Origin of the sequence: Pseudomonas sichuanensis (assembly GCF_024749065.1) — a bacterium.
GTDB lineage: Bacteria > Pseudomonadota > Gammaproteobacteria > Pseudomonadales > Pseudomonadaceae > Aquipseudomonas > Aquipseudomonas sichuanensis.
The window spans coordinates 1,912,364-1,932,042 of sequence record NZ_CP087185.1; the positions used below are offsets into that span (position 1 = coordinate 1,912,364).

Genomic DNA, 19,679 nt, shown 5'->3' on the forward strand with positions numbered 1-19,679 from the left:
CAGGCGCCGGGTTCGAAGGAATTCTTGTTTTAGTCTTTGCCGACTTTCTTGACCCGGCTTTCTTCCAGGTCCTTGCAGGCTTTCTGGATCATCTGCTCGGTGATCGGGATCTCACGGCCCTGGCCATCGATGATCGAACCGCAAACTTGAGGTTGCGGGTGTTTCGGGGTCTTGGGCGTCTCGTTGCCGTGCTGCAAGCTCATGTCCTGTCTCCTCTTCAGGTTCAAGCTCAAACGTACCGCTTTGCCATGACTGGCCTGTGACAACGGGCGGGGCATGACAGGCCCAGTCCAACAGAAAGCGTGGCAAAGCTCCAGCGGCACCTTAGAACGAAAGGTCATAGGCAGGGCATAAGGCTTTTTCAGCCCACGCCGTCCGATACCTCTGATGTGATGCCCCTGCGGGTGGAGCAGTTCCTGCCAGGTGGACCAGTGGTAGGCTTGGCCCATCTTCCTGCCGAACATGCCCGCCATGCCTGAATCGATCTCTTCACGCCAACGTCGTGCCCTGCACCTGGGCTGGCAGTTTCTGCGCCCATACCGCCGCCAGGCCCTGCTGGCCCTGCTCGCGCTGGTGGTCACTGCCGGCATCACCCTGTCCATGGGGCAGGGCATTCGCCTGCTGGTGGACCAGGGCTTCATGACGGGTTCGATGCACCAGCTCAACCAGACCATCGGCCTGTTCCTGCTGCTGGTGCTGGCCCTGGCCGTGGGGACTTTCGCCCGCTTCTACCTGGTGTCGTGGATCGGTGAACGCTGCGTCGCCGACATCCGTCGTGCGGTGTTCGATCATCTGCTGGGGCTGCACCCAGGGTTCTTCGAGGACAACCGCAGCTCGGAGATCCAGTCGCGGCTGACCGCCGACACCACCTTGCTGCAGTCGGTGATCGGCTCGTCCCTGTCGATGTTCCTGCGCAATGCCCTGATGGTGGTGGGTGGGGTGATTCTGCTGTTCGTCACCAACCCCAAGCTCACCAGCATCGTGGTGCTGGCCTTGCCGCTGGTGCTGGCGCCGATCCTGTTGTTCGGCCGGCGGGTGCGCAGCCTGTCGCGGCAAAGCCAGGACCGGGTCGCCGATGTCGGCAGCTACGTCGCCGAGAGCCTCGGGCAGATCAAGACCGTGCAGGCCTACAACCACGAAGCCCGTGACCGCGCGCTGTTTGCCGAGACCGTGGAAGCGGCGTTCGGCGTGGCGCGACGGCGTATCGCTCAGCGTGCCTGGCTGATCACCCTGGTGATCGTGCTGGTGCTGGGAGCAGTGGGGGTGATGCTCTGGGTGGGTGGCATGGATGTGATCGCCGGGCGCATCTCCGGCGGCGAGCTGGCGGCCTTCGTGTTCTACAGCCTGATCGTCGGCAGTGCCTTCGGCACCCTGAGCGAGGTGATCGGCGAACTGCAGCGGGCCGCGGGTGCTGCCGAGCGTATTGCCGAGCTGCTGGCGGCGCAGAGTGCGATCCTGGCGCCACGCCAGGCCGTCAGCCTGGCAGGCGGGCGCGCCAGTGGTGCCATCGAGCTGCGCGAGGTGCGCTTCGCCTACCCGTCGCGCCCGGCGGTGCCTGCCGTCGATGGCCTGAACCTGCAGGTGCAGCCCGGCCAGACGGTCGCATTGGTCGGGCCGTCGGGTGCCGGCAAGTCGACCCTGTTCGACCTGTTGCTGCGCTTCTACGACCCCCAGGGCGGCAGCATCCTGCTCGATGGCCAGCCGATCACCGGCCTGGAGGTGGCCGAGCTGCGTCGTCAGTTCGCCCTGGTGGCCCAGCAACCGGCGTTGTTCCGCGGCACGGTCGAGGCCAACATCCGTTATGGCCGCCCCGAGGCCAGCCAGGCCGAGGTCGAGGCAGCGGCGCGCAGCGCCCATGCCCACGAATTCATCGCCCAGTTGCCGCAGGGTTACCAGACGCTGTTGGGGGAGGGCGGCATCGGTTTGTCCGGCGGCCAGCGCCAGCGCCTGGCGATTGCCCGGGCGCTGCTGGTGGATGCGCCGATCCTGCTGCTGGACGAGGCCACCAGCGCCCTCGATGCGCAGAGTGAGCACCTGATCCAGCAAGCGTTGCCGCAACTGATGGCCGGGCGCACCACGCTGGTGATCGCCCACCGCCTGGCCACGGTGCAGCATGCCGACCGCATCGCGGTGATCGACCAGGGGCGTTTGGTCGCGGTGGGCACGCACCGCCAACTGGTGGAAGAGAGCCCGCTCTATGCGCGCCTGGCGGCGCTGCAGTTCAACAATGGCTGAGGCTGTCGCGAGTTTGTAACATTTCTGTAGCAATTGCCTGAGAGTATCTGGCTCAGCTGTTGCGTATGTGCTCGACCTGGCTGCTATCGATCGATGGCAGCTTTTTTTTGGCCTGCGAACGAGGACAAGGATGTCTTTAGTCGGCGGCGCTGTCGTGTCCGCTTCCTTACCTCCTTGTTCCGAGATCCACGATGTTGCGTAAATCCCTCAGAGTGCAAATTCTCACCCTGCTCGGCGGCAGCCTGGCGGCGATGTTGCTGATCGCCCTGGTGTGCTTCCAGTTCCTGTCGTCCAGCGTGCGCGGCTATGCCCAGCTGGTGGACGGGCCCTTGCAGGCCTCGCAGTTGATCGATGAAGCCAACCTGCAGTTCAAGATCCAGGTGCAGGAGTGGAAGAACGTGCTGCTGCGCGGCCGCCAGCCGGCCGAGCTGGACAAGTACTGGCAGCAGTTCCAGGCCCGTGAGCAGCAGGTTCAGACCCTGCTCGGGCAACTGATCGAAAGCAGCGATCCGGCACTCAAGGCGCGCCTGGAACAGCTCAAGGCCAGCCACCGGCAGTTGGGTGTGGCTTACCAGCAGGGCCGCCAGGCCTTGATTGCGGCCGGCGGTGACCCGGTGGCCGGCGATGTGGCGGTCAAGGGGGTGGACCGCGCCACCAGCGACCAGATGAGCGCGCTGGTCGAGCAGTTGCGCGGTGATGCCCGTGGCCGTGCGGCCGAAATCAATGCTGACGCCGAGCGCACCGTATGGCTCGGCGTACTGGTGATGCTGGCTTCGGCCGTGCTGGTCGGGCTGCTGAGCCTGTGGCTGATCAACCGCAGCCTGGTCGAGCCGATTCGCCAGTTGATCGACTATGTCGCCCAGCTCAGCCAGGGCCGCTTCGGCGCGCGGGTCGACAGCCGTCGCGAGGACGAGCTGGGGCGCCTGGCGCGGGCCGCCAATACCCTGCGCGATTTTCTCGCCGACACCGTCGGCCGCCTCAAGGACAATGCCGAAGAGCTGGAAAGCGCCAGCGGCCAGCTGCGCAACATCGCCGGCGACATGGCCAGCGGCACCCATGACCAGTTCCAGCGCACCGACCAGGTCGCCACCGCCATGCACGAGATGTCCGCCACCGCCCAGGAGGTGGCGCGCCATGCCGCCGAGGCGGCCCGCGCGGCGGACGACGCCGACCACAGCGCCCAGGCCGGCGAGCAGGTGATGCAGCAGACCATCGATATCATTGGCCTGGTCAACCGCGAGATCGCCGGCACGGCTGCGGTGATTCGCCATCTGGAGAACGACAGCACGCGCATCGGCAAGGTGCTCGAGGTGATCCGCGGCATTGCCGAGCAGACCAACCTGCTGGCGCTCAACGCCGCCATCGAGGCGGCACGTGCCGGCGAGGCCGGGCGTGGCTTTGCGGTAGTGGCGGACGAGGTGCGCAGCCTGGCCCAGCGCACGGCGGCGTCGATCGCTGAAATCCACCAGATCATCGAAGCGGTGCAGTCGGGCGCGGTAGAGGCGGTCAAGGCCATCGAGAGTGGCCAGCAGCGCAGTGAAGAGGGCGCCGAACAGGTGCAGCAGGCCGGGCAGATGCTGCAGCGCATCACCCTGGCGGTGGAGGCGATCCGCGACATGAACCGGCAGATCGCCACGGCGGCCGAGGAGCAGACCAGCGTTGCCGAAGATATCTCGCGCAACCTGATCGAGATCACCCGCATCGCCACGGCCAACCAGCAGGCGGTGCAGCATACCGAGCAGGCCGGGCAGCGTTTGCATGGCTTGTCGGGGCAGTTGGGTGAGGTCACCTCGCGCCTGACCGCCTGAAGCTGACATCGCGGGGGAAATCCGCCATCCGGGCGGGATCTTCCCCCTATCCGTGGCGGTTTGTCGCCATGCGACCTGATGTCGCCCCCCCATGAACATTGGCTTGCAACCGGTTGGCACGCTCTTCGCTATCGAGGCCGCGCTTACATAACAACCGGATAGATCCAATGAAGAAAATCCTGCTGACGCTCCTGTGCCTGAGCGTCATCGGTTGCTCCAAGCCTGCGGAGCCACAAAAGACCGTCGATGTCCTGCTGATCGGCGGCGGCATCATGAGCGCCAGCCTGGGGACCTACCTCACCGAGCTTGAGCCGGGCTGGAAGGTCGACGTCTACGAGCGCATGGACCAGGTCGCCGAGGAGAGCTCCAACGCCTGGAACAACGCCGGTACCGGCCACTCGGCCTTCTGCGAGCTGAACTACACCAGCGAGGGCAAGGACGGCAGCATCGACATCAGCAAGGCGGTCAACGTCAATGAGCAGTTCGAGGTGTCCAAGCAGTTCTGGGCCTATCAGGTCGAGCAGGGCGTGCTGAGCAACCCACCTTCGTTCATCAACAATGTGCCGCACATGAGCTTCGTCTGGGGTGAGGAGAACATCGCGTTCCTGCACAAGCGCGTGGCGGCGCTGCAGCACAGCTCGCTGTTCCGCGGCATGCAGATCTCCGAAGACCGCGAGCAGATCCGCCAATGGGCACCGCTGGTAATGGAAGGGCGCGACCCGGGGCAGAAAGTCGCGGCCACGCGCATGGCCATCGGTACCGACGTGAACTTCGGCGAGATCACCCGCCAGCTGTTCGCCTCGATGACCCGCAACCCCAATGTGCAGCTGCACCTGAGCCATGAAGTGCGCGACATCGTGCGCAATGAAGACGGCAGCTGGAACGTGGTGGTGGCCGACCTGGCCAACGGCGGCGCGCAGACCAGCGTCAAGGCCAAGTTCGTGTTCATCGGTGCCGGCGGCGGTGCGCTCAAGCTGCTGCAGAAATCCGGCATCCCGGAGGCCGACGGCTATGCCGGCTTCCCGGTGGGCGGCCAGTTCCTGATGACCGACAACCCCGACACCGTCGCCCGGCACCAGGCCAAGCTGTACGGCAAGGCGTCGGTCGGTGCGCCACCGATGTCGGTGCCGCACCTCGACACCCGGATGATCGATGGCAAGCAGGTCCTGCTGTTCGGCCCGTTCGCGACCTTCTCCACCAAGTACCTGAAACACGGCTCGCTGTTGGACATGTTCGCTTCGCTGACCAGTCACAACGTCAGCCCCATGCTGCATGCCGGTATCGACAACATCGACCTGAGCACCTACCTGATGGGCCAGCTGATGCTCAGCTTCGATGACCGCATGGCGGCCCTGCGCGAGTATTTCCCCAATGCCAGGAACGAGGACTGGAAGCTGCTGCAGGCGGGCCAGCGGGTGCAGGTGATCAAGAAGGACCCTGTGCACGGCGGTATCCTGCAGTTCGGCACCGAGGTGGTGGCGGCCGAGGACGGCAGCATCGCCGCGCTGCTGGGTGCTTCGCCCGGCGCGTCGACCGCCGCGCCTATCATGCTGACGGTGCTGGAGAAGACCTTCAAGGACCGCATCAAGAGCCCTGAATGGCAGGCCAAGTTGAAAGCGATAGTGCCAACCTACGGGCAGAAGCTGAACAACGATGTGGCGCTGACCAACAAGACCCGCGAATGGAGCAGTGCACGGTTGCAGCTGCTGCATGTGCCGGTAATGCCGGAGACGGCGGTGTCGGCTCGATAATCGCCAATCGCGGGGCAAGCCCGCTCCCACACTGCCGAGGATTTGCGGCAACGTGGGAGCGGGCTTGCCCCGCGATGCGTTTCGGGCACAAAAAAGCCCGCACTTGGCGGGCTTTTCGGGGATTTGGTCGGAGAGACAGGATTCGAACCTGCGGCCTTCTCGTCCCGAACGAGACGCGCTACCTGGCTGCGCTACACTCCGATGGCCAAAATGCTACTGCATCGTTTTTTTCAACGCAACCCCTTGTTGCAAAAAGGAGTTGCGCCGAAAAGCAGTGGCTGGATCACAGCTCTTTGACCGTGCGGATCTGGTCTTTGTTGATGCGCGTGCGCTTGCCGTCAAGCTGTTCGAATTCGTAGAAGCCGGAGTCTTCGTCATAGCTCGGGGTATCCACCGCCTGGATCTCACGGCCGTCGTTCAGGGTGATGACGGCTGGCGAGGCGCAGCCGGCGAGAGCGCCCAGGCCCAGGGCAAGCAGGAAAGCGGGAAGGGTCCGTTGGATCATCGTGTTTCTCCTGGTTCGAGTGTGCTTGATGACGTTATGACGCAGGGCGTCCACGCAAGTTCCTTGTCCAGTGCAGCATAGCGCCCAGGCCGGGGCATTGACCGGCAGCAACGGCGGGGCAGCGCTCGGCCGGCCTGTGATATAACAGCGCACATCCCAGTTTCCCTGCGACGGACCCCCATGAAAGCCAAGGCAGATACCCCCTTCGTGCCGTTGAACATCGCTGTACTGACGGTCAGCGACACCCGTACCTTCGAGACCGACACCTCCGGCCAGCTGTTCGTCGATCGCCTCACGGCGGCCGGCCATCAGCTCGCCGCCCGGGTGCTGCTCAAGGATGACCTGTACAAGATCCGCGCCCAGGTCGCGACCTGGATCGCCGATGACCAGGTGCAGGTGGTGTTGATCACCGGCGGTACCGGTTTCACCGGCCGTGACAGCACCCCGGAAGCCGTGGCCTGCCTGCTGGACAAGCAGGTCGAGGGTTTCGGCGAACTGTTCCGGCAGATCTCGGTGGCCGATATCGGCACCTCGACCGTGCAGTCCCGGGCCTTGGCGGGCCTGGCCAATGGCACCCTGGTGTGCTGCCTGCCGGGTTCGACCAATGCCGTGCGCACCGGTTGGGATGGCATCCTCGCCGAACAGCTCGACGCCCGCCACCGCCCCTGCAACTTCGTCCCTCACCTGAAGCAGGCGGCGGCCTGTGACAGCCGTGGTTGAGGCCGCGACTGTCCGGCCATTGATGCCGGTGGAAGAAGCCCTCGAGCGCCTGCTGGCGCTGGCCGAGGCCGCGCCGATCGGTGACACCGAAGAGGTGGCGCTGGCCGATGCCGAAGGCCGCGTGCTGGCGCGTGAGCTTGTAGCCGGGCTCGACCTGCCGCCCTGGCCCAACAGTGCCATGGATGGCTATGCGCTGCGCCTGGCTGATTGGCAGGGCGAGGCGCTGCCGGTGAGCCAGCGCATTTTTGCCGGCCACGCGCCGCAGCCTCTGCAGCCGGGCACCTGTGCGCGTATCTTCACCGGTGCGCCATTGCCGGAAGGGGCCGATTGCGTCGAGATGCAGGAAAACGCCGAAGTGCTGGAGGATGGCCGGGTGCGTTTCCTCGAGCCACTGGCCGTCGACCAGAACGTGCGCCCCAAAGGTCAGGAAACCCGTGCCGGCGAGCAGGTAATGAGCGCCGGCACACGCCTGGGGCCGATCCAGCTCGGCCTGGCGGCCACCCTGGGTTTTGCGCGCCTCGACGTGGTGCGCCGGCCCCGGGTGGCGGTGCTGTCCACCGGCGATGAACTGGTTGAGCCCGGCTTGCCGCTGGGCCCGGGGCAGATCTACAACAGCAACCGGCGCCTGCTGGTCAGCTGGTTGCAGCGCCTGGGTTGTGAAGTGGTGGATGCCGGCATTCTGGCCGATGACCTTGAGCGCACTCGCCAATGCCTGGCCGGGCTGGGCAATGTCGACCTGATCCTGTCCACTGGCGGCGTGTCGGTGGGTGAGGCCGACTACCTTGGCCTGGCCCTGCGCGAAGCCGGTGAACTGGCGTTGTGGAAGCTGGCGATCAAGCCGGGCAAGCCCCTGACCTTCGGTCACTACCAGGGTGTACCGGTCATAGGCCTGCCGGGTAACCCCGCATCGACCCTGGTCACGTTCGGCCTGCTGGCCCGCCCATACCTGCTGCGTCGTCAGGGCGTGGCCGATGTCGCACCGCTGCGCTTCAGCGTGCCGGCGGGTTTCGACTGGCCCAAGCCGGGCAATCGTCGGGAATACCTGAGGGCGCGCATCGAAGATGGCCAGGTACGCATCTACAAGAACCAGAGCTCCGGGGTGCTGCGCAGCGCTGCCTGGGCCGAGGGAGTAGTGGAGGTGCGTGAGGGCAGCATGCCGCGCCAGGGCGAGCTGGTGCCGTTCATTCCCTTCAGCGAGCTACTCGGCTAGCACCTCTCCGCTGGGCGATTCGCCTGCGGGGGCCAGTTGGGTCAGGCGCATGTGCACGTTCTCCAGCTGTTGCGCCGCGACACTCCAGTCGTGGCGCTGGCGGGCGAACTGGCGGCCGGCTTCACCCAGTTGGGCCATGCGCCAGGGCTGGTTGAGCAGTTGGGTGATCAACAAGGCCAGTTGGCCGCTGTCGTCGCTGCCCAGATAGTGCTCGCCATTGTTGGCCGCCAGGCCCGAAACGCCCTTGCCGGTGCTGATCACCGGCAGGCCCGCGGCCATCGCTTCGAGGATTTTCACCTTCGAGCCACCGGCATAGCGCAGCGGTGCGAAGAACAGCGCCGAGCGCCGTTGTATTTCGCGCAGGTCGGGGCGGTAGCCGAGCCACTCGATGCGCGGGTCGTTCCAATGCAGTTTCCAGCTGGCCGGCAGCGCATGCCCGGCAATGGCCAGGCGTACCGCCGGGTTGCTCATCCACACCTGTGGCAGGATTTCTTCCAGGGCCCACTCGATGGCTTCGAGGTTGGCCCCGTACTCGAAGTTGCCGACGAACAGCAGGCGCTGGCTGTGGGGGCACGGCCGGACAGCCTCGAAGTAGTCGCAGTCGACGCCATTGACCACCACATTGACTGCTCGCCCGCTGATCTGCTCGATCAGCTCGGCATCATGGTTGCTGACCGCCACCACTTCGCTGGGTTGACGCAGCACGCGCTGCTCCCAGCGGCGATAGCGCCAGCGGTCGAAGGCATTGAAGGGGCGCAGCCACAGTGGCAGGCGGTCATGGCAGGCGCCGCCCATCACCGATTCAAGGGTGTGTTCGCTGAGCATGAAGGGCAGGCCACGGGCCTGCAGGGCCTTCTCGAAGGGCTGGAAGCTGTAGCTGTGCTCGATCTGGATGACATCCCAGGGTTCGTCAAGCAACTGCTCGAAGCGATGCCGCAGGCAGGGTGCCAGGCCATTGACGATCGCCCGCATGGGGTAGTCGATGATCGGTGAGGCCAGCAGGTTCAGCGGGCTGTGCAAGGGCCGGCGGGGCAGCACGATCAGGCGTTCGAGCAAGGGCTCAAGGGCTTCAAGCGCCGCATCGCCCAGCGGCACCTTGGATTGCACCAGCAAGGTGATCCGGTGACCACGCTGCGCCAGTTGGCGCAACAGATGATATTGCCGGGTCTTGCTGCCGCTGGTGGTGGGCCAGGGCAGGTAGGGCAGGGTCCAGAGTATGCGCATGAGCCCGATTCCTCGTTGCATGGCCGGGTGTCGGCCCTGGAAGCCAAGACGCGCCCGCTGGCAGTCAACCGATGGCGGCTGCCGGGGCGCGTCCATGGATATCAGTAAAGCGTACGATGCCGTCCTCGCCCAGGTACGCGCCGCTCTGCACCTCGATCATCACCAGGTCGATGACGCCCGGGCTTGGGCATGGTTTCGCGGGAAACCGGCCATGATCGGTCGCCAGCACCGCCAGCGATGATAAAGGGGGCAGAGGGATCATCGTCATAGCCTCTACTCAGGGCGCTGGGGACAGCGCAGTGAACGGAAATACGACCTGTCAGGCATCTGGCGGCAAAAGTCAATAAAATGACTTTCGTGAGCTTTGTCGTCATTGATGGCCAAATATTTGTCGAATGATGCGCCTGAAGCCTCAGGCTTTCAATGTCAATTGTATGAAGTCAGCTTTAATCGCTTAGCTCAGGGAGCAATTTCAGGTTGATGGTGGTCGAGATTGCGGTAGGGCTTTTCCATGGAGAACAACGATGAATGAGCGCAAGGCACTGCTGATCCTGCATGGCAAGCAGGCGACCAACGACGAGGTGCGCGAGGCCGTGGGCCAACTGCGTGAGCGCGGCTGGCAGCTGGATGTGCGCCTCACCTGGGAGGCTGGCGACGCCCGGCGCCTGGTCGAGGAGGCGCAGGCTGCAGGCTATCCGCTGGTGGTGGCAGGTGGTGGTGATGGCACCTTGCGTGACGTGGCCGAGGCTTTGGCACAGGGGGCCGCCAACACTCGGCCAAGCCTGGCGTTGCTACCCCTTGGGACGGCCAATGACTTCGCCAGGGCCGCCGGGGTGCCGTTGGAGCCGGCGGCGGCACTTGCGCTGCTGGACATGCCGGCGCAGCCGATCGACCTGGGGCAGGTGGGCGACCAGCTGTTCCTCAACATGGCAACCGGCGGCTTTGGCAGCCAGGTCACGGCCAGCACCTCGGAAGACCTCAAGAAAGTGCTGGGGGCGGCGGCGTACCTGTTCACCGGCCTGTCGCGCTTCAGTGAGTTGCAGGCCGCATCGGTCACGTTGCATGGGCCGGGTTTCGAGTGGCAGGGCGAGCTGCTGGCGCTGGGCATCGGCAACGGGCGCCAGGCCGGTGGCGGGCACGTGCTCTGTCCGGACGCCAAGGCCGACGATGGCCTGCTGGACATCGGCATCCTGCCGGCGCCGCAGGAAATGGTGGGGGCTTTGCGCGGACTGCTGGCGGGGGAGGAACTGTTCGTGCGGGCGCGGCTGCCATGGGTGGAGATCAAGAGCGCCCAAGGCCTGGACATCAACCTCGACGGCGAGCCGCTGCAGGCCGACAGCCTGCGCTTCGAGGCCGTGCCCCGGGCGCTTTGCGTGCACCTGCCGGCGGATTCGCCGTTGCTCAGTCGTCCAGGCTGATGATCTTTTCGCGCACGGCGAACAGCACCAGGCCTGCCACGTCGTAGATTTGCAGGCGTTTCATGATTTGCGAACGATGGGTTTCCACGGTCTTGATCGACAAGCCCAGGCCATTGGCGATTTCACGGGTTGATTTGCCACGTACGATCAGGCGCAGGATCTCCAACTGGCGAGCGGTCAGGTTGTGGCGCTCTTCGCTGGGTGGCTTGCCGCTCTGCGCGCGCAGCAGCGCCTGGTTGATCACGGTATGGGCGATGGCCGGGCTCAGGTAACGCTCGTTGTTGCGCAGTGCGGTGAGGGCCTGTTCCAGCTCGGTGGCGCTGGTGTCCTTGAGCAGGTAGCCATGGGCGCCGCTTTCCAGGGCGCGCATGATCAGGTCGGGGTCGGTGTGCATGGACAGCATCAGCACCTTGCAAGCGCAACCGTTTGCGCGTAGCTGCGCAAGCGCGTCCAGGCCGCTGGTCGAACGCATGGATATGTCCAGCAGGATAATGTCCGGCGCCAGGCGCAGGACCTGCTCCAGCAACTGGCCGCCATCCTCGACTTCGCCGACCACCTGGTAGTCGGGCAGGTCCGATACCAGCGCGCGCACGCCGGCGCGAATCAGCGAATGGTCGTCTACCAGCAGCAATCTACACGTCATGATGGGGGGAGGTCCTGGCACGTTCCTGGCTGCGTGGCGGCCACGGGAACAGGGCTTCGATCTGGCAGCCTTGGCCGGGTTGGCTGTTGACGGTCAAGCTGCCTTGCAGGGCGGTGGCCCGCTCCTGCATGCCAGCCATGCCGCGTTGACCAGCCTCGGCCGGGGCTAGGGCGGGCACGAAGCCACAGCCATCGTCCTGAATCGACAGGGCAAGGCCTGGCGGCGTGCGTTGCAGGCGAATCAGCAGGTTGCGGGCGTTGGCATGACGCAGCACGTTGGTGACCGCTTCCTGGGTAATGCGGAAAGCCGCCATGGATACTTCTTCGCTGATGCCGCCCAGGCGCTGGTGGCAGTCCAGGCTCCAGTGCAGGTCGCTGCTCTGCAAGGTGCTCTGCAGGTGCGCGCGCAGGCTGGCCTCAAGGCCCAGGCTGGCCAGTTGCCGCGGGTTGAGGATGGCGGACAGATCGCGAACATTGCTCAAGGTATGGTCCAGGGTGCTGCGCAGGGTCGTGCACTGGGCCTGCAGCTGCTCGGGGACCCGGCGTTGCAGCCAGTCGAGCTGCAATTTGGCAGCGGTCAATAACTGGCCGATATCGTCGTGCAGTTCTCGGCTCAGGTGCTGGCGCTCGCTCTCCTGCACTTTGAGCATGCGGTCGGCAAGCTCCGCCGGGCGCAGGCTGATCGAGTGCGCGCCGTGGCGCAGCTGCCAGGCAACGCCGAGCATCGCCAGTACCTGGAGCAGCAGCAGGCCGCCGGGCAATGGTTGCGCTCGCCAGTAGAAAAGCAGGTTGGCTGCCAGTGAGGCCAGGCACAACAACGCGGTTGCCCAACGCAGCAGGGCGATGCTAGAGCGGCAGCGCTGGAAAAACGTCAAGCCTGGGAACATAGGGAGGGAGGCCAATAAATTATTGCTGTTGGAGGCAGTACACAGGTTTGGCCAGAAGTTTGGCGTCCCGTTTTCAAGTAAACATCGGGCACGAATGCAAAAGCCCGGTAACGACGGAGCACGCGTTCGAGTGCACGCATGTTAACACTTCGGTTTGCTTTGGTCGCGGGGGTGCAACTGCTTGAAAGCTCAGAATTCACGGGCTATCGCGGAGTATCTGTGCGCTCCGCAGGCTGGCACAGTGCCACGGCCGCTGCGCGGGAGCATGGGGGTAAGTGCAACTAAGGCAAACCCTGATGTGCAGGTTTTACGCAACTTGTGCAACTTTGCAAGTTGGACGATCGTCTCGCCTAGTTGCAACGCAAGAGCAGCCTGTTAGTTGCCGATCGTGGCGGTTTTAACATTGCAGGCCGGTACTTGCCTGCCCGGCATGCGCCGATGCGCAGTTGGCGTCGGTGCCCAGGCCGGGCACGCACGGCTGCCCAAGTGCACTGGCCAGTTCGTTCAGCAGCATATTTTGCTCTTCGCTGTCCAGGCTCAGGCGGCCGGTGAGCGGGTCGACCAGCTCCAATTGCCACGCCAGAAGGGTCAGGCAGGCTGCCAGCGCCGGCAATGTCTTGCCCTGCAAGTGTCGTTGCCTGCAGGCAGGGGCGAGCAGCTGTTGCAGGGTGCGGGTGTAATGCGCCACTTCAAGCAGGCCAAGGGTGTCGGCGCGCAGTGCCAGCAGGTCAAGGCTTTCGTCAAGGCAGTGGCAGGCGTCGGGGTCGTTGCCGATCAGTTCGAGGTGCTGCAGGCATTCCTGTGCCTTGCTCAGCAGGGTCTGCGCATCCAGCAGGAAACCCTGCAGGACGCTGCTGGGCAGTGGTGCGATATCCATCATGTCACTCCAGCGCGCAGGGCTAGAGCAGGGGTGGGCCATACCTGGACGATTGCGAGCAAAAGCCTGACTCCATTCATGCATTGAGAATGGCGTCACATTAATGGCTAAAGGATATTGCGAACATCAGGTTGCACCCGATTGCGGGTAGGGGTTTCCCTGATGAAGATAGGGGCGAATGCTTCGTTGTGGGGTGTCCTGCGGTAGGGCGTGGCGGCAGTAAAGCATGATGGTAAAGTGATATCAATCTCTGGCCCCGGCTTTTTCCGTTCGGGGTCAAGCTGCGCGAATACCCGCCGATACATCGGCGGATGCAATCAATTTTCCCGACACAAGCCAGGGGGTTGTCCAAATGGCCGGCATTCTCGACACGGTAGACCAACGTACGCAACTGGTAGGTGAGAACCGCCTGGAAATCCTCATGTTCCGTCTGGCTGGCCGGCAACTGTTCGCCATCAACGTGTTCAAGGTGCAGGAGGTACTGCAGCTGCCCAAGCTGACGCTGATGCCGCAGCGCCATTCATTCGTCTGTGGCGTGGTCAACCTGCGTGGACAGACGCTGCCGGTGATCGACCTGTCCCAGGCGATCGGCATGCGGCCACTGCAACCGGGGCCAGGCAGCACCATCATCGTCACCGAGTACAACCGTTCGGTGCAGGCCTTCCTGGTGGGGGGCGTCGACCGGATCGTCAACATGAACTGGGAGGCCATCATGCCGCCGCCGACCAGCGCCGGTCGCCAGCACTATCTGACGGCGATCACCAAGGTCGAAGAGCAGTTGGTGGAAATCATCGACGTGGAGAAGGTGCTGGCCGAGATCGTGCCCTACAGTGCCAAGGTATCCCGTGACAAGCTCGAAGACCCGGTGCTGGCCCGCGCCCGTGGCCGTGAAGTGCTGCTGGTGGATGACTCCAGCGTGGCCCTGGCGCAGTTGCGCGATACCTTGTCGCAGTTGGGCGTGAAACTGCACGTGGCCAGTGATGGCCTGAAGGCGCTGCGTCTGCTCAAAGGCTGGGCCGATGCCGGGGAGGATGTCTGCGAGAAGCTGCTGATGATCTTCACCGATGCGGAAATGCCTGAGATGGACGGCTACCGGCTGACCACCGAGATTCGCAACGACCCGCGCCTGCGCGGCCTTTACGTGGTGCTGCACACCTCACTGTCGGGCAGCTTCAACGAGTCGATGGTGAAGAAGGTCGGTTGCGACAACTTCCTCTCCAAGTTCCAGCCCGACCGCCTGGTGGATGTGGTCCGTCAGCGCCTGAGCATGGATACCGCGTCGGCCTGATACCTGGTACACCTGTGTCCGGTATAAGCTTGGGCTTTTACTGGCGCAGGGTGAGGCAGGGATGATTCTGAGTGCGTTGTATCGTTATCCGGTGAAGTCGACGCAGGCGCAGAGCCTGCAACGCTCCCCGGTCGATTACCTGGGCCTGGACGGTGATCGGCGCTGGTTGGTGGTAGAGGCCGAGAACGGTCGTTTCCTCACCCAGCGGGCATGGCCTGCGCTCGGGCAGATCACTGCCGACTACAGCGCGAATGGCCAATTGCTGCTCACCGCGCCAGGGCGGGCGGCATTGAGCGTGCCAGTGCCGCCTGCAGACGACGAGTTGCGTGGTGTCACCATCTGGCGTGACACCCTGCGCGTGCCCGATGCCGGGGATGCGGCAGCGGCATGGCTCAGCGAACTGTTGGGCAAGCCGGTGAGGCTGGTGCATTGCCCTGACCAGCGGGCGAGGTACCTGCCCAGCGGATATGGCCTGAACAGCGACCGCGCGGCATTCCCTGATGGTTTTCCGTTGTTGTTGATCGGCCAGGCTTCCTTGGACGAGCTGAGCGCGCGCATCGGGCGCCCCATGGAGATACTGCGTTTTCGGCCGAACCTGGTGGTCGAGGGCGCCGAGGCATTTGCAGAAGACCGCTGGAAGCGCATCCGTATTGGTGACATGACCTTCCGTGTGCTCAAACCCAGCGTGCGTTGCATCCTCACCACTCTCGACCCCGCCACGGGCGAACGCAGCCCGGACCGTGAGCCGCTGACCACGCTCAAGACGTTCCGCGAGAAAGAGGGGGATGTGCTGTTCGGCCAGAACCTGGCGGTGGATGGCGCGGGGGAGCTGAAGGTGGGGGTGGCGGTTGAGGTTATCGAGTAAGGCAGGGCGATTGCGATTGTGTGAGGGCTGCAAGGTGTTGGGCGATAGTCTTGCAGTGCTCACGAAATCGAGCGCCGCGCGGGCGGCGCTCGATCTCATAGGCGCTGCAGCACCCTCGGCGAACGATCACATATCGTCGAAATACCGCTCATGCCAATCCACCAGCGGTTGCGGCGAATTGAGCTTTTGCCCGTAGATCACCGAATACGACAGCACGTTCTGCACGTACTGGCGCGTCTCGTCGAACGGGATCGACTCGACCCATACGTCGAAGCTCAGGTGCTTGGCGCCCTTGAGCCATTGCCGTACGCGGCCGGGGCCGGCGTTGTAGGCGGCCGAGGCCAGCACGCGGTTGCCGTTGAACTGGCTGTGAACCTGGCTCAGGTAGGCGGCGCCGAGCTGGATGTTCTTGTCCGGGTTGAGCACCTGGGCCGGGGAGGCCAGCGGGATGCTGAACTTGCGCGCAGTCTCCTTGGCGGTGGCAGGCATCAGCTGCATCAGGCCGCTGGCGCCAACGCTGGAGCGGGCGTCTTCCATGAATGCGCTTTCCTGGCGCGTGATGGCGAACACCCAGCTCGAGTGCAGGCCGCGCACCTTGGCTTCGCGCACCAGGGTGTCGCGGTGGGCCATGGGGAAGCGGATGTCCAGGTCGTCCCAGTACTGGGCCTGGCTGATGGTGCGAATGGCCGGGAAGTACCAGCGCATGTCATAGGCAAGGCGTGCCTGGGCGACCATTTCGTCACGATTGAAGTGGCGGCTGACGTGGTACCACTCGCGTCGGCCTTCGACAATCTGGCCGCGGGCGTGGAACTCCAGGGCACGGCGCACGCCGGGGGTATTGCGCACCTTGTTGATTACCTGCTGACTGAGCTGCAATGGCTTGTTGTTCAGCTGGTAGGCGGTCTGTGCCCGGTCGGCGGCGAGGAAGCCATAGAAGTCACGCTCGCGGGCCACGGTCTTGTACAGCAGCGGGATCTGCGGGTTGTTGGGCTGCGCCAGTTCCAGGCTGCGGGCTTGCCAGTACTTCCAACGGTTGCTGCTGGCCAGGTCCTGCGGCAGGCGTTTGCTCAGCTCATAGGCTTCTTCCCAGCGGCCCAGGCGCAGCAGCAGGCGCATGCGCCACTCGCTGACGGTGTTGTCGCGCAGTTCGGGGTCGTAACGGGTCATGAGGTCCAGCGCGCGCGGGTCATAGCGACGTGCAAGCGTGAGGCCGATCTCGCGGGCGATGGCGACCTTCTCGTCGCGGGAGAAGTGCATGCGCTGGGCGTAGTCATCGAGCAGCGCCATGGCTTGCTCGGGATCCTGGCGTGCCAGGCGGCGCAGGCCGAGGCTGACCACGTCGGACATGGCTTCGTTGACCGGGGTGAAGCGCGAAGGCTGGTTGAGCAGTTCGGGCTTCTGCGCCACATCGATCAGCAGCTTGCCCTGGGGAGCCAGAGTGGTGAGGGTCTTCACCAGGTTGTTGGCCAGCCCGTAGTTGCGGGCCTGGGCCGCCAATTTGGCGCGCTGCCAGCGTTTGGCCTCGGTCAGTTGCCCCTCGGCTGCCCACATGGCGAACAGCGTATCGCAGGCCTCTGGTTGCGATTTGCCGACGTTCCATAGCTTGTCTGCCGTGGCGAAGCCCTGGGCGCGCTGGCCGTGGCTCAGCTGGTACTGGCCGTTGAGGCAGTCCAGCTCGGTGAAGTTGAGCTTGGGGTCGTAGTATTTGACGAAGGTGTTCCATTCGCCGCGTTCGGCCAGCCAGCGCAACCAGCGCAGTTTCATCCAGTTGGCCTGGGGCAGGTCGCCGTGGGCGGCGAGGAAGCCTTCGATTTCCTCGTTGCTGGCGCTTTTCAGCCGGGCAGTGAGCTCGTCATATGTGAGGTAGGGCGTCAGCGGGTAGTCGCGCAGTGCTTGCGCGTAACGCAGGTAGGGGCCTTTGTCGCCTTTGGCCAGGGCGCGCTTGGCCTCGTCGTAGTACTGGCGCTGCTGGGTGAGGTCGGCGGCCTGTGCGGCACTCGCAGCGGTTGCGGTGAGCAATAGGCAGGAAGCAATGTGTAACAGGCGGCTGCGCATGATACGTCCGGGCAGTTGAACCATTAGAGAGTGACGGCGGAGCCAGCACTGTTGGGTATTACTGCCTAGCTTAGCCGTTTGCCGTGGGCCGGTGAAAGCACTGTGCTTGTATCGAGTTGTTATCCGACGCGGTGCTGCTGGCAACGCGGTTTTAATGCCCTGCGCAGGCAAGTCGGGTAGAATGCGCGCCCAGTTTTTGGAGATGATCATGACCCTGCTCAAATTCAGCGATGTGTCCCTCGCATTCGGCGCCATGCCGTTGCTGGACAAGGTTTCCTGGCAGATCGCCCGTGGTGAGCGGGTGTGCATCATCGGCCGCAACGGTACAGGCAAGTCGAGCATGCTGCGCCTGATCAAGGGCGAGCAGAAGGCCGACGATGGCGATATCTGGCGCGCCCCGGGCCTCAAGATCGGCGAGCTGCCGCAGGAACTGCCGGTGGCCGACGAACGCACGGTGTTCGATGTGGTGGCCGCTGGCCTGGATGGCGTGGGCGAGCTGCTGGCCGAATACCACCACCTGAGCCTGAACATCCACACTGCCGAAGACCTGGACAAGCTGATGCACGTTCAGCACGAGCTGGAAGCTCGCGATGGCTGGCGCCTGCAGCAGGTGGTCGAGAGCACCCTCAGCCGCCTGCAACTGCCGGCCGACAAGACCCTGGCCGAGCTGTCCGGTGGCTGGCGCCGCCGTGTACTGCTGGCCCAGGCGCTGGTATCCGAACCGGACCTGCTGCTGCTCGACGAGCCCACCAACCACCTGGACATCGGCGCCATCGCCTGGCTGGAAGAGGCCTTGAGCAGCTTCAACGGTGCAGTGCTGTTCATCACCCACGACCGTTCATTCCTGCAGAACCTGGCGACGCGCATCCTGGAACTGGACCGTGGTGGCCTGATCGACTGGAACGGCGACTATGCCAGCTTCCTGGTGCACAAGGAGGCCGAACTGGCTGCCGAGGCGACCGCCAACGCGCTGTTCGACAAGCGCCTGGCCCAGGAAGAAGTGTGGATCCGCCAGGGCATCAAGGCGCGGCGTACCCGTAACGAAGGTCGCGTGCGCGCGCTCAAGGCGCTGCGCGTGGAGCGTGGCGAGCGCCGCGAGCGTCAGGGTAAGGCGAACATCCAGATCGAAGTGGCGGACAAGTCCGGCAAGCAAGTGATGTTGCTGGAAGACGTCAGCTTCGCGCACCAGGGCGGGCCGAAGCTGGTCAAGGACTTCTCCATGGTGCTGCAGCGCCAGGACCGTATCGGCCTGCTCGGCGCCAACGGCACCGGCAAGACCACCTTGCTCAAGCTGATGCTGGGTGATCTGCAACCGACAGCGGGCAAGGTCGAGATCGGCACCAAGCTGGAAGTGGCCTACTTCGACCAGATGCGTCACCAGCTCGATCTGGAAAAGACCGTTATCGATAACCTGGCCGAAGGCCGCGACTTCATCGAAATCGATGGCCAGAGCCGCCATGTGCTCAGCTACCTCGGTGATTTCCTGTTCAGCCCTCAGCGTGCCCGTACCCCGGTCAAGGCGTTGTCCGGTGGTGAGCGTGCCCGCCTGCTGCTGGCCAAGCTGTTCAGCAAACCCGCCAACCTGCTGGTGCTGGACGAGCCGACCAACGACCTGGACGTGGAAACCCTCGAGCTGCTCGAAGAGGTGCTGTCGAACTACAAAGGCACTGTCCTGATGGTCAGTCACGACCGGGCTTTCCTCGATAACGTGGTCACCAGCACCCTGGTGTTCGAAGGTGAAGGGCGCGTGCGCGAGTACGTGGGCGGCTACGAAGACTGGATTCGCCAGGGTGGTTCGCCGAAGTTGCTGGGCGTGACCGAAAGCAAGGGCGGTAAGTCCGAGCTCAACAGTGCGGTGGTCGAGAAGGTGGCGGAGCCAGTGGCCCCCGCACCGGTTGCTGCGGCCCCCGACGCGTCGAAGAAAAAGCTCAGCTACAAGCTGCAGCGTGAGCTGGAGATGCTGCCAGGGCAAATCGACGAGGTGGAGCAGCGCATGGCTAAGGCGCAGGAGGAAGTGAACGCTGCGGGCTTCTATCAGCGGCCGATTGCCGAGACTTCGGCGGTGCTGGCCAAGATCGAGGCGTTGCAGGGTGAGCTGGATGCGCTGGTGGAGCGGTGGGCTGAGCTGGAAGGCTGACATCATCGCAGGGCAAGTTGGATAACCGCACCGCAGCTCCCGCAGCCATCAAGGTTT

At 64.3% G+C, this 19,679-nt stretch carries 16 protein-coding genes, 1 tRNA gene and 2 pseudogenes; 10 read left to right on the forward strand and 9 right to left on the reverse strand.

The window, feature by feature from the left end; all coding sequences use genetic code 11:
- Positions 1 to 29 precede the first annotated feature (29 nt).
- Positions 30 to 203, reverse strand: a complete 174-nt coding sequence (locus LOY51_RS08910) for a PA1571 family protein (protein ID WP_167409823.1) — start codon at positions 201 to 203, stop codon at positions 30 to 32.
- A 268-nt stretch (positions 204 to 471) separates the two neighbouring features.
- On the opposite strand from LOY51_RS08910, the gene LOY51_RS08915 reads away from it, so the two are divergent.
- From LOY51_RS08915 to mqo, 4 genes and pseudogenes are all read left to right on the forward strand, one after another.
- Positions 472 to 2,235 carry an ABC transporter transmembrane domain-containing protein gene (locus tag LOY51_RS08915; protein WP_258645762.1) on the forward strand — a complete coding sequence of 588 codons (1,764 nt, stop codon included), beginning with the start codon at positions 472 to 474 and terminating at the stop codon, positions 2,233 to 2,235.
- Between the two features lie 764 nt (positions 2,236 to 2,999).
- Positions 3,000 to 3,110 (forward strand): annotated as a pseudogene (locus tag LOY51_RS27080) (hypothetical protein); the annotation flags it as partial.
- 228 nt (positions 3,111 to 3,338) lie between these two features.
- Positions 3,339 to 4,043, forward strand: coding sequence for a methyl-accepting chemotaxis protein (locus LOY51_RS27085; protein ID WP_374045882.1), 705 nt, complete (start codon positions 3,339 to 3,341; stop codon positions 4,041 to 4,043).
- A 167-nt stretch (positions 4,044 to 4,210) separates the two neighbouring features.
- Complete coding sequence (gene mqo, locus LOY51_RS08925) at positions 4,211 to 5,794, forward strand: malate dehydrogenase (quinone) (protein ID WP_258645765.1); 1,584 nt, start codon at positions 4,211 to 4,213, stop codon at positions 5,792 to 5,794.
- Between the two features lie 124 nt (positions 5,795 to 5,918).
- Here mqo and LOY51_RS08930 read toward each other — a convergent pair.
- A tRNA-Pro gene (locus LOY51_RS08930) sits at positions 5,919 to 5,995 on the reverse strand.
- 82 nt (positions 5,996 to 6,077) lie between these two features.
- On the reverse strand, positions 6,078 to 6,299 hold the full coding sequence (locus LOY51_RS08935) for a YgdI/YgdR family lipoprotein (RefSeq protein WP_110993561.1): 222 nt from the start codon (positions 6,297 to 6,299) through the stop codon (positions 6,078 to 6,080).
- A gap of 180 nt (positions 6,300 to 6,479) precedes the next feature.
- Here LOY51_RS08935 and moaB point away from each other — a divergent pair, with 180 nt between their 5' ends.
- Together moaB and LOY51_RS08945 are read left to right on the forward strand one after the other, a co-directional pair.
- Positions 6,480 to 7,019 (forward strand): molybdenum cofactor biosynthesis protein B, encoded by a 540-nt coding sequence (moaB, locus tag LOY51_RS08940; protein ID WP_125463355.1) that lies wholly within the window; start codon positions 6,480 to 6,482, stop codon positions 7,017 to 7,019.
- 22 nt (positions 7,020 to 7,041) lie between these two features.
- Positions 7,042 to 8,229, forward strand: coding sequence for a molybdopterin molybdotransferase MoeA (locus LOY51_RS08945; RefSeq protein ID WP_189654563.1), 1,188 nt, complete (start codon positions 7,042 to 7,044; stop codon positions 8,227 to 8,229).
- Here the strand turns inward: LOY51_RS08945 and LOY51_RS08950 are convergent.
- The gene (locus LOY51_RS08950) at positions 8,218 to 9,453 is read right to left on the reverse strand and encodes a glycosyltransferase family 4 protein (protein WP_125463357.1); all 1,236 of its coding nucleotides are present in this window, start codon (positions 9,451 to 9,453) and stop codon (positions 8,218 to 8,220) included. The genes LOY51_RS08945 and LOY51_RS08950 overlap by 12 nt on opposite strands.
- Positions 9,454 to 9,517: 64 nt before the next feature.
- A pseudogene (locus LOY51_RS08955) lies at positions 9,518 to 9,637 on the reverse strand (hypothetical protein); the annotation flags it as partial.
- A gap of 340 nt (positions 9,638 to 9,977) precedes the next feature.
- Here LOY51_RS08955 and yegS point away from each other — a divergent pair.
- Complete coding sequence (gene yegS, locus LOY51_RS08960) at positions 9,978 to 10,871, forward strand: lipid kinase YegS (RefSeq protein WP_125857991.1); 894 nt, start codon at positions 9,978 to 9,980, stop codon at positions 10,869 to 10,871.
- Here yegS and LOY51_RS08965 read toward each other — a convergent pair.
- The 3 genes from LOY51_RS08965 to LOY51_RS08975 form a co-directional block, all read right to left on the reverse strand.
- Positions 10,855 to 11,514: a response regulator gene (locus LOY51_RS08965; RefSeq protein ID WP_258645768.1), complete on the reverse strand. Its 660-nt coding sequence runs from the start codon at positions 11,512 to 11,514 to the stop codon at positions 10,855 to 10,857. The two genes, yegS and LOY51_RS08965, sit on opposite strands and share 17 nt — an antisense overlap.
- Entirely contained in the window at positions 11,504 to 12,400 is an 897-nt protein-coding gene (locus LOY51_RS08970) for a sensor histidine kinase (RefSeq protein WP_125466165.1), read from the reverse strand. The genes LOY51_RS08965 and LOY51_RS08970 overlap by 11 nt, the downstream gene beginning before the upstream one ends.
- A 397-nt stretch (positions 12,401 to 12,797) precedes the next feature.
- The gene (locus LOY51_RS08975; RefSeq protein ID WP_374046945.1) at positions 12,798 to 13,277 is read right to left on the reverse strand and encodes a histidine kinase; all 480 of its coding nucleotides are present in this window, start codon (positions 13,275 to 13,277) and stop codon (positions 12,798 to 12,800) included.
- A 352-nt stretch (positions 13,278 to 13,629) separates the two neighbouring features.
- On the opposite strand from LOY51_RS08975, the gene LOY51_RS08980 reads away from it, so the two are divergent.
- Both LOY51_RS08980 and LOY51_RS08985 read left to right on the forward strand, forming a co-directional pair.
- Positions 13,630 to 14,565 (forward strand): chemotaxis protein CheV, encoded by a 936-nt coding sequence (locus tag LOY51_RS08980; protein ID WP_110993554.1) that lies wholly within the window; start codon positions 13,630 to 13,632, stop codon positions 14,563 to 14,565.
- A 61-nt stretch (positions 14,566 to 14,626) separates the two neighbouring features.
- The gene (locus tag LOY51_RS08985) at positions 14,627 to 15,430 is read left to right on the forward strand and encodes an MOSC domain-containing protein (protein ID WP_258645773.1); all 804 of its coding nucleotides are present in this window, start codon (positions 14,627 to 14,629) and stop codon (positions 15,428 to 15,430) included.
- 126 nt (positions 15,431 to 15,556) lie between these two features.
- Here the strand turns inward: LOY51_RS08985 and LOY51_RS08990 are convergent, their stop codons facing one another.
- Positions 15,557 to 17,485: a transglycosylase SLT domain-containing protein gene (locus LOY51_RS08990; RefSeq protein ID WP_258645776.1), complete on the reverse strand. Its 1,929-nt coding sequence runs from the start codon at positions 17,483 to 17,485 to the stop codon at positions 15,557 to 15,559.
- Between the two features lie 208 nt (positions 17,486 to 17,693).
- On the opposite strand from LOY51_RS08990, the gene LOY51_RS08995 reads away from it, so the two are divergent.
- Positions 17,694 to 19,622 carry an ATP-binding cassette domain-containing protein gene (locus tag LOY51_RS08995; RefSeq protein ID WP_125463362.1) on the forward strand — a complete coding sequence of 643 codons (1,929 nt, stop codon included), beginning with the start codon at positions 17,694 to 17,696 and terminating at the stop codon, positions 19,620 to 19,622.
- Positions 19,623 to 19,679: the final 57 nt, after the last annotated feature.